The 14,748-nt window shown below is 62.0% G+C and carries 16 protein-coding genes and 1 pseudogene; 6 read left to right on the top strand and 11 right to left on the bottom strand.

The window, feature by feature from the left end; genetic code table 11:
- The first annotated feature begins 112 nt into the window (after positions 1 to 112).
- The 3 genes from ACFP9U_RS01330 to ACFP9U_RS01320 all read left to right on the top strand — a co-directional run bounded on the left by ACFP9U_RS01330 (position 113) and on the right by ACFP9U_RS01320 (position 2,678).
- The gene (locus ACFP9U_RS01330) at positions 113 to 1,414 is read left to right on the top strand and encodes an FAD-binding oxidoreductase (protein WP_378618450.1); all 1,302 of its coding nucleotides are present in this window, start codon (positions 113 to 115) and stop codon (positions 1,412 to 1,414) included.
- An 82-nt stretch (positions 1,415 to 1,496) separates the two neighbouring features.
- Positions 1,497 to 1,730: a hypothetical protein gene (locus tag ACFP9U_RS01325; protein ID WP_378618449.1), complete on the top strand. Its 234-nt coding sequence runs from the start codon at positions 1,497 to 1,499 to the stop codon at positions 1,728 to 1,730.
- Positions 1,731 to 2,087: 357 nt separating this feature from the next.
- Complete coding sequence (locus tag ACFP9U_RS01320) at positions 2,088 to 2,678, top strand: thermonuclease family protein (RefSeq protein WP_378618447.1); 591 nt, start codon at positions 2,088 to 2,090, stop codon at positions 2,676 to 2,678.
- Between the two features lie 128 nt (positions 2,679 to 2,806).
- On the opposite strand, the gene ACFP9U_RS01315 is transcribed toward ACFP9U_RS01320, so the two are convergent.
- Together ACFP9U_RS01315 and ACFP9U_RS01310 are read right to left on the bottom strand one after the other, a co-directional pair.
- Positions 2,807 to 3,568, bottom strand: a complete 762-nt coding sequence (locus ACFP9U_RS01315) for an ion channel (protein ID WP_378618446.1) — start codon at positions 3,566 to 3,568, stop codon at positions 2,807 to 2,809.
- 239 nt (positions 3,569 to 3,807) lie between these two features.
- A complete protein-coding gene (locus tag ACFP9U_RS01310; protein ID WP_378618444.1) occupies positions 3,808 to 4,092 on the bottom strand; it encodes a TrbG/VirB9 family P-type conjugative transfer protein in 285 nt (94 codons plus the stop codon).
- A 28-nt stretch (positions 4,093 to 4,120) separates the two neighbouring features.
- Here ACFP9U_RS01310 and ACFP9U_RS01305 point away from each other — a divergent pair, with 28 nt between their 5' ends.
- On the top strand, positions 4,121 to 4,297 hold the full coding sequence (locus ACFP9U_RS01305; protein ID WP_378618443.1) for a hypothetical protein: 177 nt from the start codon (positions 4,121 to 4,123) through the stop codon (positions 4,295 to 4,297).
- Positions 4,298 to 4,470: 173 nt separating this feature from the next.
- Here ACFP9U_RS01305 and ACFP9U_RS01300 read toward each other — a convergent pair whose 3' ends face one another.
- The 4 genes from ACFP9U_RS01300 to ACFP9U_RS01285 all read right to left on the bottom strand — a co-directional run bounded on the left by ACFP9U_RS01300 (position 4,471) and on the right by ACFP9U_RS01285 (position 7,582).
- Complete coding sequence (locus tag ACFP9U_RS01300; RefSeq protein WP_378618441.1) at positions 4,471 to 5,433, bottom strand: DMT family transporter; 963 nt, start codon at positions 5,431 to 5,433, stop codon at positions 4,471 to 4,473.
- Positions 5,434 to 5,488: 55 nt separating this feature from the next.
- Positions 5,489 to 6,343, bottom strand: a complete 855-nt coding sequence (locus ACFP9U_RS01295) for an arylamine N-acetyltransferase family protein (RefSeq protein ID WP_378618440.1) — start codon at positions 6,341 to 6,343, stop codon at positions 5,489 to 5,491.
- Complete coding sequence (locus ACFP9U_RS01290) at positions 6,340 to 6,942, bottom strand: DUF6506 family protein (RefSeq protein ID WP_378618438.1); 603 nt, start codon at positions 6,940 to 6,942, stop codon at positions 6,340 to 6,342. Before ACFP9U_RS01290 ends, ACFP9U_RS01295 begins: the two co-directional genes overlap by 4 nt.
- A gap of 64 nt (positions 6,943 to 7,006) precedes the next feature.
- The gene (locus ACFP9U_RS01285; protein ID WP_378618437.1) at positions 7,007 to 7,582 is read right to left on the bottom strand and encodes an NADPH-dependent FMN reductase; all 576 of its coding nucleotides are present in this window, start codon (positions 7,580 to 7,582) and stop codon (positions 7,007 to 7,009) included.
- Between the two features lie 91 nt (positions 7,583 to 7,673).
- On the opposite strand from ACFP9U_RS01285, the gene ACFP9U_RS01280 reads away from it, so the two are divergent.
- Positions 7,674 to 8,612, top strand: a complete 939-nt coding sequence (locus ACFP9U_RS01280) for a LysR family transcriptional regulator (protein WP_378618435.1) — start codon at positions 7,674 to 7,676, stop codon at positions 8,610 to 8,612.
- 288 nt (positions 8,613 to 8,900) lie between these two features.
- Here ACFP9U_RS01280 and ACFP9U_RS01275 read toward each other — a convergent pair whose 3' ends face one another.
- The 5 genes from ACFP9U_RS01275 to ACFP9U_RS01255 form a co-directional block, all read right to left on the bottom strand.
- Positions 8,901 to 9,290 carry a cupin domain-containing protein gene (locus ACFP9U_RS01275; RefSeq protein ID WP_378618433.1) on the bottom strand — a complete coding sequence of 130 codons (390 nt, stop codon included), beginning with the start codon at positions 9,288 to 9,290 and terminating at the stop codon, positions 8,901 to 8,903.
- Positions 9,291 to 9,357: 67 nt separating this feature from the next.
- A complete protein-coding gene (locus ACFP9U_RS01270) occupies positions 9,358 to 10,767 on the bottom strand; it encodes an amidase (protein WP_378618432.1) in 1,410 nt (469 codons plus the stop codon).
- Between the two features lie 12 nt (positions 10,768 to 10,779).
- On the bottom strand, positions 10,780 to 12,102 hold the full coding sequence (locus tag ACFP9U_RS01265) for a TRAP transporter large permease (RefSeq protein ID WP_378618430.1): 1,323 nt from the start codon (positions 12,100 to 12,102) through the stop codon (positions 10,780 to 10,782).
- Entirely contained in the window at positions 12,095 to 12,580 is a 486-nt protein-coding gene (locus ACFP9U_RS01260) for a TRAP transporter small permease (protein WP_378618428.1), read from the bottom strand. Before ACFP9U_RS01260 ends, ACFP9U_RS01265 begins: the two co-directional genes overlap by 8 nt.
- 73 nt (positions 12,581 to 12,653) lie before the next feature.
- On the bottom strand, positions 12,654 to 13,658 hold the full coding sequence (locus tag ACFP9U_RS01255; protein ID WP_378618427.1) for a DctP family TRAP transporter solute-binding subunit: 1,005 nt from the start codon (positions 13,656 to 13,658) through the stop codon (positions 12,654 to 12,656).
- Positions 13,659 to 14,009: 351 nt separating this feature from the next.
- On the opposite strand from ACFP9U_RS01255, the pseudogene ACFP9U_RS01250 reads away from it, so the two are divergent.
- Positions 14,010 to 14,748: pseudogene (locus ACFP9U_RS01250) on the top strand (thiolase domain-containing protein); the annotation flags it as partial.

The raw sequence follows: 14,748 nt of genomic DNA, 5'->3' as shown, positions 1-14,748 counted from the left end.
GCTGCAAAGGAGTTTTGAAATGGACGATCTGAGAACGGCTCTTGACCCAATCACTGAAGATTTTGGCGGAGAGATATTTCGACCCGGCGACCCGGGGTTCGACGAGGCGAGAATGGTCTGGAACGCCATGATTGACCGGCGCCCGGCGCTTATCGCGCGCTGCAAGGACGTGGATGACGTGATAACGGCCGTATCGATGGCTGTGGCGCGGGATCTGCCCATAGCGATCCGTGGCGGCGGTCACAATGTGGCGGGTCACGCAGTCTGCGACGACGGCGTAATGATCGACCTGTCGCTCATGCGCGGCGTCACGGTGGATGCCGAGGCGCGCGTTGCCGTCGTTGAAGGTGGCGCCCTGTGGCGCGATGTCGACAAGGCCAGCCAGGCGCATGGCCTTGCGACGCCCGGCGGTCTCATTTCGGAGACTGGCGTGGCCGGGTTGACCCTGTCCGGCGGGATTGGATGGCTGCGCGCCAGGCACGGACTTTCGGTCGACAATCTGATCGCGGCGGATGTGGTCACGGCAGATGGCGCGCTTGTCCGTGCCAGTGAAGACGAGAACCCTGACCTGCTCTGGGCGCTCAAGGGCGGGGGCGGTAATTTTGGCGTCGTCGTACGGTTCGAATTCGCGCTTCACCCCATCGGCCCCGAAGTGATGTTCGCGGCCCCCATATATGCCGTCGACGACGGTCCCGGCCCGATCCGCGCGTGGCGCGAATTTCTGGCCAGGCATGGTGATCGTGTCGGATCGCTCTGCGAGTTCTCCACTGCCGGCGGCGAGGATTTTCCCGAAAAGTATCGGGGAAAGCGCGTCTATACGCTGGCTTGCGTCTACAACGGCGATGCCGCGGAAGGCGAAGCGCTGCTTCAGCCCTTGCGCGAACTCGGCACCATGGTCGCCGATTTTTCCGGTCGGATGGCCTATTGCGATGTTCAGCAGCTCTTCGACACGTTGATGCCGTCAGGCGATTTCCGCTGCTACTGGAAGGCGCGGTATCTGACCGGCCTGAGCGACGAGATGATCGATCTTGCAATGCAGAACGCCAAGGCTGCCCCTTCTGACAATACGCTGTCATCTCTGTGGAATTTCGGTGGGGCGACGGCGCAGGTTCCGGCCGAGGCCACGGCTTTCGGCGACCGGTCCATGGGGTGGATGTATTCTCTGGACGGTGTCTGGTCCGATCCTGGCGAAGATGCCGCGAACATTGCCTGGGCCCGCGATGGTTGGAAGGCGTCGGAGCGCTTTGGCCATCACGGCCGCGTCTATCTCAACTTCCCCGGCCACGGCGAAGACGGCGCCGCGCTGACCCGCACCAGTTTTGGATCGAATTACCAGCGTCTCGTGGAGATCAAGACGAAGTACGACCCTGAAAACCGGTTCCGCTTCAACCAGAACATCGCACCGGGGGCTTGAGATGCGCGCGCCACCCTCACCACTTCCCTTAGCCGGGTCGGGCACCGTCTTCTTCACCGAAGGGGGGTCCGAAACCGAAATCATGTACCGTCATGGGTTCGAACTGCCCCAATTCGCCATGTTCCCATTGCTTGACATCCCGAGCGCTGTCACCGTCATGCGCGACATGTTCCGCGCCCAACTGGATGTGGCAGCCGAGTTCGGCCTCGGTTTCCTGCTGACTGGGCTCGACTATCGAGCGAGCCCGGACTGGGGCGCCAAACTGGGCTATTCGGCACCAGCGCTGGCGGATGGGCGCACCGTGTGGAGACGCTAGCGCTAAGTATCGAGCGTTGGCTTCTATGGACGTCTCTCCAGCGAAGGCCCTCTTTTCAAGTGTCTTGGCCCGAGACGGCCGCGAAAGGGTTGAATCAGGACAACTCCTTTACGGTGCTGAACGTCCGCTCACCAACATCTTGCAACAGAAGCCGCCAGTCTGCTCTTGATGCAGTGGACGGCTCTCCTCCGCCTTGCGGCTATAGTCGCTGCGCCAGAGCTGGAGGAGAGGTGAGATGGGCGCTCGCAAGCGTTTACCGATACCCTCGCAATTCCGATGAACTACGGGTGGAAGCGGCTTGGCCACTGCTTCCAAAACTGCGAAGAAGACCGGGAATAGACGCTGTGGGGGGCAAATGTGATCGAGTTAGTCAGCACTGCTGTCTTGACGTGCCTCTCCCTATCAGCGGTCGACGGCGACACCATCAAATGCGACGGCGAGAACATGCGCATCATGGGACCGGGTGCCCCAAATCAGTCCGCGGTGGACACACCTGAGATCTACAGCCCGGAATGTCAGCAGGAGAAATTTCTTGGCGAGCAGGCAAGGCGCCGTTTGGAGGAACTGCTTCGCCAGGACGTGAAGGTGGAAGACTCGGGCGTGAGGGACCGGTGGGAACGTCCTCTCGTCTGGGTAAGATTGCCGAACTGGGGAGACCGCCGGGGAGGTCTTGCTCAAGGACGGATACGCGGTGGTCTGGCGACCGGGGAATCAGATCTCATGGTGCGAGCGACCGACGGTGCGGAACTGCGTGAACTGATCAATGAAAGCAGGCCAATCGACAATACTCGATATAGGCGGTTTCTTCTGAGTGCCACGAGCCGCATATCGGACGTCGACTTGTTTGAGCTACGCCTTGCGGCCCTTGAGCTGGCCGAGTTCATTGGCACTGACGGGAAACTCGAAGCTGAACAGATCGCGGAATTGCTCGACGAGATCGATCACTAGGCTGGCCGAGCTAGCCCCGAGAAGTCGCCACCTTCCTCGCCCAGCTATCGACCGACGGAACGTTGAAGAAGTACCCGGATATTCACTTAAAATCTGGTACATCACCAGCCGTGCCGAATGGCTCTTTCTCATTCGTCGGGATCGGGAATCTTGAGGGGATAGCCGCAAGCCTTGCAATGAACCGCATCGGGGTCGTGGCGTTGCAGCCCGCATTGCGGGCATGGATATCGGACCTTGTAGGGGCGAAAGATCGCCTGGGCCAGACGAATGAAAAGCGAAATGCCGGCAATCATGATGACGACCGAGGTCAGCTTACCCCACATACCTGGCAGGAGGATGTCACCGTAGCCGGTCGTCGTCATGCTCGTGACCGTATAGTAGAGGGCGTCGACATAACCGGCGAAACCTGATCCCTCCCGGAAAAAGAACGTGTAGATGAAGCCGGTCACCACGAATAGAAACGTGACCAGATTGAGAGCCGAATGGACAACCTCCCGCCACGATCCGTAGCCCCACCGGGCAAGTGGGCGCCACAGAAAACCGCTGCGCGAGAGCGACCATAGGCGCAGGACGCGCAGGAAACCGAGATTGGCCAGCCAGAGTGGCGCAAGCAACGTCAGCAGGATGAAGAGATCGACGACACTTGTGGGCTGCCGCAGCCAGCGTGGAATGTCATTGGCGGCAAGGGCGCGCGCCGCGATGTCCGCCGCGAGCAGTGCCGCGATAGAATAGTCGATCCAGAGAAAGGATGGCCGCTCGCGCAGCACCGGGCTCGCAACGAAGAACGCAATGATCAGAAGATCGACGACCATGACAGCGAGTTGGAACCGCAACGCGCCTTGTGAATGACCGTGGTAGAGACTGCGTAAGCGTGCTCGCAGGCGGCCCATTGCGTTCACTTCCCGTTCAGTGCCGCCGGTTCCTGGGGAAATATTCATCGTCTATTGGCCAATGCATTTTGTGGGAGCGGTTTTCGGTAACAGCGGCTGGAGTCGTCCGCACCTAGCTTATCTGACCCAGATCAGGGCACCTAGGCCATGGAATAATAGGAAATGAGACACGATATCCGGTTGAGCGGAACATCCGCTTTCCGGAGACGATCTTCTTAGGAACAAAAGTCGGGATAGGGTCAATAGCTGCCATTGACCCGGTAATTGACGAGCTGGTTCTCGCCATTCGGGCCGACGACGAAAAGCGGCGGCGCCTCGCCCTGATCGAGCCGCGTGGGGAACTGGATATAGACCTTGTGGGAGTCGTCGAAGCCGCGTACCGGCCGCCAGGGCGGATTGTCGCCGCTGATCGCGTAGCGGAAGTTGAGCCGATCGAGGCGCAGCCCCGCATCGACCGGCTGTTCCGCCTGGGCCTGTTCTTGCGGCTCCGCAAAGCCAGACGCTCGTCGCGCGGATAATGTCAAAGCGCTGCGCATCGAGGAGGCGAAGCAGATGCTCGAGACCGGCTCCGACCCGGTGGACGCGATCGGCCGCGAGGTCGGCTACGAGGACGCGGCCTCGTTCCGGCGCCTGACAGGCATCTCGCCGGGCGACTACCGCCGCCCCTTCAGGATCGCTGGCTACGCCGGCCCGCTCCTCACGATGCGCGGCCCGACAACAAGATGTTGAGACCAGAACCAAGTTGGCATCATTTACTTCCGTTCACTTGTTTCGTGTGCCCAGCGGCAGAGTACAATCACCTCTGCAGCCCTGCGGCGAGCGTTGACTGAGCTGATGGCGGGTTTTGCCCTAAAGCCTTAAGATCGAGAACACTGTTTGCTACCTCGGTTTCCTTTTCAGGCTCAGCCGGTTGCCGGTCGGGTTTTCGTGACAGGTGCCTCGCGCGGTGCGTTTGCGGACCGACGCAACATGAGCCCGATCGCGAGCACGACTGCTACGCTGCCGGGAAGCCACAGCCATCCAATCTCGTCAGGCGCCGTGGCAAACAGGGTGAGCATTGACACGAAAGGAACGAGATAGGTGTAGGCAGTCACCGCGCCTGGTGTGAGAACCCCAGTTCCTCGCTGCATCAACCAGAACGTAACGCCGCTCGAAAAGATTCCCAGGTAGGCTACCATAAGAAAATCGAAGAAAGTCAAATGTGCGAGCGCTTGCGTTGGCTCGAAGGCCAAGCCCAGTAGTCCGATCAGTACACCACCGGCCAAGAGGCTCCAGAAGGTGCGTAGCGCAGCACTGTCGGAAAGCCATCCACGCTTGATCCCCCACTTGCTGAGTACCGGGTAAAGAGCGGACGCGACGCACCCCAGGAAGAAAGCAGCCTCGCCGAGGCTGAACTGCAAGCCACCATTCCCTCCGCTGTTACCGACCCAGGCGAGCCACAAGGCGCCCGCTGCACCAAGCGCTAATGCGGCCAGCAACCCACCATCCGGCCGCTCCACACCGATCATCCGGCCAAGGCCGTAGGCAAGCAACGGTACGCTGACATACAGCGTGGCCATCGACAGTGCGGTAACTTGATGTGCGGCCCAGAACATGGCGCCGAAGAAGCCGGCAAGGCACAAGCCCATTACTGCATAGAGGACGAGGCCAGGAGGGCTTGGCCGTCGATCGGGCGTACGCCAGACGAGCGCTCCGATGGCGGCGGCCGCTAGGGCGAAGCGGATCGCCGTCAGGAGCAATGGTGGTAGCCCCTCGCTCATTAGTCCCACAGCAGGGAATGACAGTCCGACAATCAGCGCCCATAGGAACATTCCCGCGTGTGCACCTCCTGGCGCCACCATGAAGGCGTTCAGTCTGGACTGCATCGGATTTCCCCTCGGTGGCGTCGGACATTCGTCCGACCGGATGAATCAAGTGGTTTCAGACAGTTTGAGACTCTGCGATCGCCGCCGCCAGGATTGGGTCGCTGCCGGCAGGGACGTCGATGAGGAAGTGGTTCTTGAGGACATCGTGCAACTCCGTGATATCGGTCAGCAGCCTTCGCTCCGACGGCCCATCGATGGCGTGGACCGTCAACCGATTGTCGAGAAGCGCGTAGCGGCCTTCCGCGAATGGCCGTGCTGCAATCAGCATATGTCGGAAATGGGAGTCCGGATGTGACGAAAGATAGTGGTTGGTGATCTCGTAATCGGCCTGGACCTGCTCCTGCAGATCGAAGCGGTAAACCGGTCTCCAGTCGGCGCCGATCCGGGCGTCCAGGCGGAACAGGCCATCTTGCTCGACAAGGCGGAAGCGCTCATGCGGTGTCTCTTGTTCAAGATCGGGCTGCAGGCGCAACGGCGCCGTAAGCGTCAGCGCTCCAAAGCCGACGTCAGCAATGCAGTCCTCGCCGCCTGCGTGAACCCTGAGAAGCATATGGCCGCGGGGCGTCTTCGCTTCTTCGGGCTGGTTCCACAGGATACGTGCAGCCAGACCTGAAACGCGAAACCCCAGAGCTGACAACATATGTCCAAAGAGCAAATTCTGCTCGAAGCAATAGCCGCCACGTCTGCCGCGGACCAGCTTGTCCATCAGCGAGGCCGCATCCAGCCGGACCGGCAGGCGACCGAGGCGTGGGTCGAGGTTCTCGAAGGCGATTGCCTGAGGATGCAAGCGATGGAGTGAATGCAGCACCGCCAGCGAAGCTTCGCGCGACCCCGAATAGCCGATGCGCGCGAGATAGGCGTTTAGCTCGACCGCTTCGTCCGGTACTGCAAACAGTCGGTCAGTTGTCATTGCTCCCTTTCCTGATTGGAGCGGGCCTTGGGCGGCTCGTGCCCGAAGCCACTCACGCCGACGGCAGATCGCCCCGCGACAGCTTCGATAATCTCCGAAGCGGTTTCATCGGAGAAGCCGCCATAGAGTTCAATCAAGCCGACTCCCTGGTCCACCAACCGGCGCGCAACGTCAGGCGCGGCTCGTTCGTTCGCCATGATGAAGGTGGTGTTTTGAGACCCTGCAATGCGGACGAAACGGTCGGCAGCGGGATTTGCGCCTGGAGCAGACACGATGCAGGCCTCCGCAGGGGGCTTGCCATCCGTGAAGGCCCGATTGAATTCGGCCGCCTGCACGATCGATTCAATGCCGAACGAGACGGAAGCGACTCTGGTATTGCTGGGTACGGCCGCCCTAACTTTGGCGCGCACCGCCAGAGGCATGCCGCCACACAACTCAACCAATTCGATTCCGGTGTCTGCCATCGTCCTCGCGAGCGCCGGGACCTTGGACGGATCGTCTACCAACACTATGGTTATCCTGCCGGTCGCCGTCTTGTAGGTGAACTGGTCTGTATCGGGATCTGCTTCTGGAAATTCGTAGAATACGGCGTGGTGCATCTGCGGTCTCCTGGCAGCCTGTGCCTCTTGCCGGCGGTTGCGAGTTTAGGGGAGTCAGGCTTCGTTATGCTCCATAAGGCCGCTCCGCGCGCGCATTGCGAAGCGCGGTGGCCCACCACAAAAGCTGATCCAGCATAGTCCTCGCCGCTGCATCGGGACCGGACGGCTCCTTGAGAAGGCCGGCCTCATCGAACAGCCCATGGCAATTGTGCAAACTGATACAATCGCGGGTCGAAACCATGTGCAGTTCCGCACAGACCTGGCGGAGTTGTTCGACGGATCTGAGGCCGCCAGCTATGCCGCCATAGGAGACGAAAGAGACTGGTTTGGCCATCCACTCTTCTCGTGCCGAATCGAGCGCGAACTTCAGCGAAGCCGGATAACCGTGGTTGTATTCGGGCGTAATCATCACGAATGCGTCCGCATCGGCCAGGCGCGACTTCATTGCCTCTACCTCTGGCGGCGGCACATCTTGGAGAGTGGCAGGAAGATCGGCTTCTGCGAGGTCTATAAGATCGATGTCGATGGCTTCGTCCAACGCCGCGCGCCCGACGAACCATCGCGCCACGGTATCTGCAAAGCGCCCTTCACGGGTGCTTCCGACAATCACTGCCGTGCGGATTCGATCTTGAGACATCATCGCTTCTCCTCACTTCTCAGCGTTCAGCTTTCGCGTCGTTTGCGAATGGCACTGGCAACTGTTCTGGGCAATTGCTAAAGTTTCGATAGAATTGTTCGAAAGGATCGATCAGATTCTCGACGCACTAACGCTTGACCAGTTGCGAACTTTCGTTTCGGTTGCCGAAGCAGGAAGTTTTCGCGGCAGCGCGCGACACCTGTCTCGCGTTCAGTCCGCGATAAGTTACTCTGTGGGAAACTTGGAGTCGCAGTTGGGAGTGGCGCTCTTCGACCGCTCCGGGCATCGACCAAAGCTCACACCACAGGGTCAATCCTTACTGGCTGATGCGCGATCGATTCTCCTGAAAGTCGATGCGATGCGGGCGCGAGCTCGCGGACTCGGCGAGGGAGTGGAACTCGAGTTGTCGATCGTGATCGACTCGCTCTACCCGATGCCCTGGGTCATGGCGGCGCTACAAACCATCCGTCGCAGCTACATTGGCGTGAGTATCCAGCTGCAGGTCTTGCCACTCGGCGGCCCGCCGGCCGCAATTCAGGATGGGCGAGTGACGCTTGGCATTCTGGCTGGCGAAGACTTGACGGATTCTCGCATCGCGCTTGAGGCAATGCATTCGCATCCCTTTGTCGCAGTCGCTGCACGAACACATCCGCTGGCAGCAGCGGCGGAAGATTTAGGCACCTTGGAGGCTGTGGCGCTTGCTGAGCACGTACAAATCGTCTTGTCTGATCCGACCCAACTTTCTGAGGGCCGCGATTTCGGCGTCCTTTCGCCAACCACTTGGCGCGTCAACAACCAAGAGACAAAATGCGCAATGATCCGGGCCGGTCACGGCTGGGGGCGACTACCCTACTGGGTCGTGGCAGAGAACCTCAAATCCGGGGAACTCGTTCGACTTCCTGTAGTCGCGCTAGGCTCCGGCGGCCAGATTGAAGTGCAGTTCTATCTTGCGCGAAGGATCGACCGCCCCTTCGGACCTGTGGCCCGAGCTTTCAGAGAGGCCATTCTCGCCAACCACGCTTCCGAGACATGAAGGATGCAGCGTCGTTTGTTACAGTACTCGAGGCACGATCATGTTGGGCCGCGGCACGGTACTTGACATGCCTTTGTAGACGAGGATCCATGACAGCATCCGGTTTCTGACCCGATCCCAGCGAGAAACCAACAGCTGCAGCAGGCCAAGAGAACCGTTCCGGTGCGGGTAGTTTTCAAGAAGGCGATCTGACCTCGGAAGGTCTGAAATGGGTCAGTCACGAAGATACTCGTGCCGACTTGAATGTCCGTTCTTGAAGATCTAGTCTAGGTGGTAGTGCCGGGCCATCTAGTCGAGGTCGGTCTGGATCCAACGCGGCGAATGGTGGACGTCTATCGTCTGTAAGCGCCCTGGTCCCAGATTTTCGAACCGGTGCGGGATGCCGGCCGGGCCAAACACAACCTGACCGGCAGTCGCCTCGAGAACTGTGTCTCCAACGAAAAAGCGGGCCCGACCCTCGGTCACGACAAACACCTCGTCATAGGGATGCACGTGAAGACGTGGGCCTTCGCCAGTGCGGTCGGTGCCGTAAGCGAGCACGGTCATCGGTGCTCCGAGTGCTTCACCCGGCAAAGAGCCACGCCAGGGACCTTCAGCACCTGGATCGAAAAGCGTTGCCTGAACAGGCGCGCTTCCGCTTGGCCTGATCGAATTGACGTCGAAATCATTGCGCGTCATGTCATCTCTCGCGAATGGTCCATCTCTGTATCTCGCAGTCCAGTATGAAGCCCGCCGGCGTTCTTCGTCACCGGTGACGCGGATCGATCGGCATTAGAGTGTTGAGGTCGAGCAGGCGCTCGAGCTCGGCGGCGGCACCCAACAGATGCGCTTCGCCGCGCGGGCGGGCGACGATCTGCAATCCAACCGGCAGGCCCTCGGCCGTGAAGCCGCAGGGCAGCGAAAGTGCCGGCGCGGTGGTGAGCGAGACGGCGTAGGCGATCGCCAGCCAGTCGATGTAGTTGTCGAAGGTGATGCCCGCGCATCCACTCACGTAGCGCTCTTCCACCGGATAGGGCGGCACGATGGTGGCCGACGTCATCAGGAGATCATATTCCTCGAAGAAGGCGAGCGTTCCCGCGATGATATCGCGCCGCTCGGCTTCGGCCTCGATGATCTCCTCTACCGAGAGTTTCAGGCCCTTCTCCACGTTCCAGACCATTTCCGGCTTTAGAAGTTCGGGGTAGTCCTTCAGCTTCCGGGAATGGGAAGCGGCGAAACCCACGGCACGCAATGTCTGGAACGCATGCCGCGCTTTGCTGAAGTCCGGATGCGCCTCCTCAACCGCGATGCCGAGCTCGGCAAAGCGCGAGACGGCGCGGCGGCAGATCTCGGCCACCTCCGGGTCAATCGGGGTGATGCCCAGATCGGCGCTGAAGGCGACGCGCTTCAGCCGCGGTGACCTGCGTGCTGCTCCGAGGAAAGAGGTGCCGCCGCGCGGCAGCGAAACCGGGTCGCCCGCATCCTCGCCGCACATGGCGTCGAGCAGCAGGGCAAGATCCTCGACCGTGCGTGCCATCGGACCCTCGACACTCAGGAGGTCGTCGACCTTTACGCCCAGATTCTTTGCGACACGGCCGGGGCTCGGCCGCATGCCGACGATGCCGCAGAAGCTTGCGGGATTGCGCAGCGAGCCGCCCAGGTCGGAGCCGTGCGCCACCCAGGCCATGCCGGTGGCGAGCGAGACCGCCGCGCCGCCACTGGAGCCGGCAGCCGAGCGGCTGGTGTTCCACGGGTTGCGCGTGGCGCCGAAGACCTCGTTGAAGGTGTTGGCGCCGGCGCCGAATTCGGGCGTGTTGGACTTGGCGTAGACGACCCCGCCCTCTTCCTCCAGATGCCGCACCAGGATGTCGGAGCGCTCCGGCACGTGATCCTTGAAGATGGGCGAGCCGAAGGTGGTGCACACGCCTTCCACCTCGATGAGGTCCTTGATGGGGACGGGCAGGCCGGCGAGGACACCGCGCTCTTCGACCGGCAAGTCCATCAACCGGCGTGCATGCGCCCGGGCGCGGTCGAAGCAGAGCGTCGGCAGCGCGTTCACAATCGCATCGACCTCCGCGATGCGCGCCTCCAGCGCGTCGAGCAGATCGAGCGGCGTGATCGCGCCGGCCTTCAGTTGTTCAACGATCGAGACGGCCGATTGACGGATGAGATCCATCTTTCCCTCCCTTCAGCGCAGCGCATCGACGAGGAAACGCGAAAGCTGCGGGAAAGCGGCGATCAAGGCAAGGCCGACGAAGCTGGTGAGCAGGAAAGGTAGGGCCCCTCGCGCGATGCGCTCCAGCGGCAGCCGTGTGATGTTGGCCGCGACATAGAGATTGATGCCGACTGGCGGCGTGAACAGGCCGATGGCGAGATTGACCATGACGAGCACGCCGAACCAGACCGGATCCCACCCCATCTCGCGCGCAACCGGCAGGAAGATCGGCAGCGAGATGAACATGATGGTGATGGCATCCATGAACATGCCGGCGACGAGAAGCACCAGCATGATGACGAGCAGGATGACCCATTGGTTGTCGCTCAAGCCGATCAGCAACGACGAATATTGCCCGATGAGGTCATCCACCGTCACCACCCAGCCGAACAGCCCCGCATAGGCGACCACCAGCATCACCACCGCCGAGGAGGCGCTCGCCTCGACCAGCGATTTGTAGAGGCCGGAAAGGCTGAGCGTGCGGTAGACGAGGCCGCCGACGAGCAGCGCGTAGACGGTCGCGACGATCGCCGCCTCCGTCGCCGTGAAGGCGCCGGAATAGATGCCGCCGAGGATGACGACCGGCGTGAGAAGCCCCCAGAACGCGTCGAGGAAGCTCCGCCAGAGCCTCTTGCCATAGGGCAGCTCCGCATGGGGCTGCGGCATCAGCTTTTCCAGGCTGGCAGCACCTCGCCCCGTCTTGTGCTTGCCGGCGAAAGGGAGCGTCAGCAGCATCAGGAGGCCCATGGAAAGACCGGGGATGATGGCAGCGATGAAGAGCTCGGAAATCGACGTTTCGGCGATCACGCCATAGATGACGAGGCCGATCGAGGGCGGGATGACGATGGAAAGGGCCGCCCCCGTGCACACCAGGCCGGCGGCGAAGCCGCGCGGATAGCCATCCTCCTCCATGCCCTTGACGATCAGCGGGCCGATGGCCGCAACCGAGGCTGGACCGGAGCCGCTGACGGCGCCCCAGAAGAGGCACACCACCGTGCCGACGATCCCCATGCCGCCCGGCAGCGCGCCGACGAGCACGCGGAAGAAGCGCACCATGCGCTCGGCGATGCCGAGCGAGCCCATCAGCGTGCCCGCGAGGATGAAGAAGGGAATGGCGAGAAGCGAAAACCTGGCGATGCCGGCAGCGATGAGATCGCCGACGAGGTCGAGCCCGAAACCCAGCACCCACATGGCATAGAGCGCCGAGAGGCCGAGCGCGAAGGCGACCGGCAGACGCAGCGCAAGCAGCACGAAAAAGAGGATCACCATCTGCGTGCCGGCCCCGATCTCAGCCATGGCCGTCCGCTCCCGCATCGAGCGTGCGCCAGGTCTCCCGGGCATGCTGGACATAGCGGACGAGCACCAGTGCGAAGGCAAAGGGCAGGCCGGCGCTGTAATACCAGGCCGGGATCTGCAGCGCATAGGAGCGCGAGCCGGTGGCAAGCTGGTTGGAAAGGAGCTGCCACGAAAACCATGCCGAGAGCGTCAACAGCAGCACGGCCAGCGCACCCGACAGGAGGAGCAGCACCTTGCGGGCGGGCGGCGGCAGGAGGTCGTAGACGAGGGTAACGGCGAGGTGGTCGCCGGTGCGCGCGGCGACCGCGGCGCCGAAGATCGTCAGGAGCAGAAAGCCGTTGACCAGCAGCTCCTCGGTGGCGGCGAGCGAATAGTTGGTGAGGTAGCGCACGGCGACATTGACGAAGCCGAGGGCGGTCATCGCCAGAAACAGCGCTGCGCAGATGATCTTTTCCGCATCGCGCAGCACGAACCGCATCTCGCCCTCCCCTCCCGGAAAACACGGGAAGAGGACCGGTATGGACGGTCCTCTTCCGTAAAGCGCGCAGGCTTCAGTTGGACGCGTCGATTGCGTTCTGGAAGGATTGGACGATGTCCTCGCCAACCTTGGCGGCCCATGTGTCGAAGGCCGGCTGGGTCGCCTCGCGGAAGGCCCGGATTTCCTCGGGCGTCGGCTCGTAGACCTCCATACCCTGCTCGCGCAGGAAGTCGATGCCCTTCGCCGTGTCCCCGCGGGTGATCTCTTTCTGATAGGCCATCGCCTCGACGGCGGCTTCCTTCACCTTGGCCTGCGTCTCCTCGTCCCAGGACTCCCACAGCTTGCGGCTGACGCCGAGGAAAAGGGGGTCATAGGAGTAATGCCAGGCGGTGAGATATTTCTGCACCTCGTAGACGCGTTGCGGGATGATGACCGCACCGATGGGATTTTCCTGCCCGTCGACGACGCCCTGCTGCAGGGCGGTGAAGGTCTCGCTCCACTGCATCTGCTGCGGGTTGGCGCCGAGCGCGTTCATGACGTCGATATACATCGGCCCGGCGACGCGCATCTTCAGGCCCTGCAGGTCCTCGGGCGTCTTGATAGGACGCACGTTGTTGGTGACCTCGCGGAAGCCGTTCTCGCCCCAGGCCAGCACGATGACGTCGTGTTCGGCCATAATCTCCGCCATGCGCTCGCCCGGCGCGCCGTCGGTGGTGGCGTCCACGTCCTCATAGGAGGAATAGAGATAGGGCAGGGAGAAGACCGCCATCTCCGGCACCAGCGGCGTGACGTTGATCGCCGAGGTGACGACGAAGTCGATCGCCCCGCGGCCGACCATCTCCGCCTGCTTCATCTGGTCGCCGCCCGAAAGCTGGGCATTGGGGAACACACGCACGCTGAAGGCGTCGTCCGTCGCTTCGCTCAGGAGTTCGCCGAACTTCTCCGCGCCCCTCTGCCAGGTCGTCGTGTCGCCGGTATTGTGCGACAGACGGAACGTCTCCGCCTGTGCGGCGCCCAGCGCGGCCATTCCGGCCAGCATGGAACCAAGGGCGATCGCGCCCAGCTTTCTCAACCTCATCGGATGCTCCTCCGTTCATTTTTCAGACCGGCCCGAGGCGACCTCCTCCACCGTTCGGCGGCACCATAGATTCGCGTACCGGCTTGTCAATTGCGACACCACGGCTGCCGCTCCTCGCTCCTGCTTGCGAGCCATCGCATATGGGATGGATTCCGGCCGTCGTTCCACTCAGCCTGGAATGAGGGCGGGGTGACCCACCTGCCCGCGTCCCGCTCTTGCGTTTGCGAAGCTCGTTCCTTTACTTCGCAAAATCCGGGCAATAAGCTTTCTCTCGGTTGGCATGCTCGCCTCTCCTGCGAGTTGCCTGGATAAGAGGAAGACCCTCACAAATACCCGGAACGAGAGCCCGCCATGAACAAGGCACAGATCGTCGGCTGGGCGCATGCGCCCTTCGGGAAATCGGAAGAGCCCGACACGGAGGCGCTGATGGCTTCGGTCGTGGACCCGGCCCTCACGCATGCAGCTGTCGAGCCGGGCGAGGTGGACGGCATCTTCGTCGGCGTCATGAACAATGGCTTTTCCAAGCAGGATTTCCAGGCCGCGCTCGTCGGCATGACGGATGAGGCGCTCGCCCACACGCCCGCCATGCGGCTCGAAAACGCCTGCGCGACCGGCTCGGCCGCTATCTACACGGCGATGGATTTCATCGAATCGGGGCGCGGACGCATCGCGCTGGTTGTGGGCGCGGAGAAGATGACCGCCACGCCGACGGCGGAGGTGGGCGACATCCTGCTCGGCGCCAGCTACCGCAAGGAGGAAGCCGATATCGACGGCGGCTTTGCCGGCCTTTTCGCCCGCATCGCCCAGAACTACTTCCAGCGCTACGGCGACCGCTCCGAAGAGCTCGCCATGATCGCCGCCAAGAACCACGCCAACGGCATGGCGAACCCTTACGCCCATATGCGCAAGGATTTCGGCTTCGACTTCTGCAATACGGTCTCGGAAAAGAACCCCTACGTGGCCGAGCCGCTGCGCCGCACCGATTGTTCGCTGATCTCCGACGGTGCGGCCGCACTCGTGCTGGCCGACGCGGAGACGGCGGCCGCGCTGGAGCGCGCCATCGCCTTCCGCGCGCGCAGCCATGCCAACG

The organism is Nitratireductor sp. GCM10026969 (assembly GCF_042660605.1).
Classification (GTDB): Bacteria; Pseudomonadota; Alphaproteobacteria; order Rhizobiales; family Rhizobiaceae; genus Chelativorans.
This window is presented reverse-complemented; position numbering and strand designations above follow the sequence as displayed.

Coding starts and splice junctions, on each gene's coding strand:
- ACFP9U_RS01330 (WP_378618450.1), top strand. CDS start 113: ATGGTCTGGAACGCCATGATTGACCGGCGCCCGGCGCTTATCGCGCGC.
- ACFP9U_RS01325 (WP_378618449.1), top strand. CDS start 1,497: ATGTACCGTCATGGGTTCGAACTGCCCCAATTCGCCATGTTCCCATTG.
- ACFP9U_RS01315 (WP_378618446.1), bottom strand. CDS start 3,568: ATGGGCCGCCTGCGAGCACGCTTACGCAGTCTCTACCACGGTCATTCA.
- ACFP9U_RS01305 (WP_378618443.1), top strand. CDS start 4,121: ATGCTCGAGACCGGCTCCGACCCGGTGGACGCGATCGGCCGCGAGGTC.
- ACFP9U_RS01300 (WP_378618441.1), bottom strand. CDS start 5,433: ATGCAGTCCAGACTGAACGCCTTCATGGTGGCGCCAGGAGGTGCACAC.
- ACFP9U_RS01295 (WP_378618440.1), bottom strand. CDS start 6,343: ATGACAACTGACCGACTGTTTGCAGTACCGGACGAAGCGGTCGAGCTA.
- ACFP9U_RS01290 (WP_378618438.1), bottom strand. CDS start 6,942: ATGCACCACGCCGTATTCTACGAATTTCCAGAAGCAGATCCCGATACA.
- ACFP9U_RS01285 (WP_378618437.1), bottom strand. CDS start 7,582: ATGATGTCTCAAGATCGAATCCGCACGGCAGTGATTGTCGGAAGCACC.
- ACFP9U_RS01275 (WP_378618433.1), bottom strand. CDS start 9,290: ATGACGCGCAATGATTTCGACGTCAATTCGATCAGGCCAAGCGGAAGC.
- ACFP9U_RS01270 (WP_378618432.1), bottom strand. CDS start 10,767: ATGGATCTCATCCGTCAATCGGCCGTCTCGATCGTTGAACAACTGAAG.
- ACFP9U_RS01265 (WP_378618430.1), bottom strand. CDS start 12,102: ATGGCTGAGATCGGGGCCGGCACGCAGATGGTGATCCTCTTTTTCGTG.
- ACFP9U_RS01260 (WP_378618428.1), bottom strand. CDS start 12,580: ATGCGGTTCGTGCTGCGCGATGCGGAAAAGATCATCTGCGCAGCGCTG.
- ACFP9U_RS01255 (WP_378618427.1), bottom strand. CDS start 13,658: ATGAGGTTGAGAAAGCTGGGCGCGATCGCCCTTGGTTCCATGCTGGCC.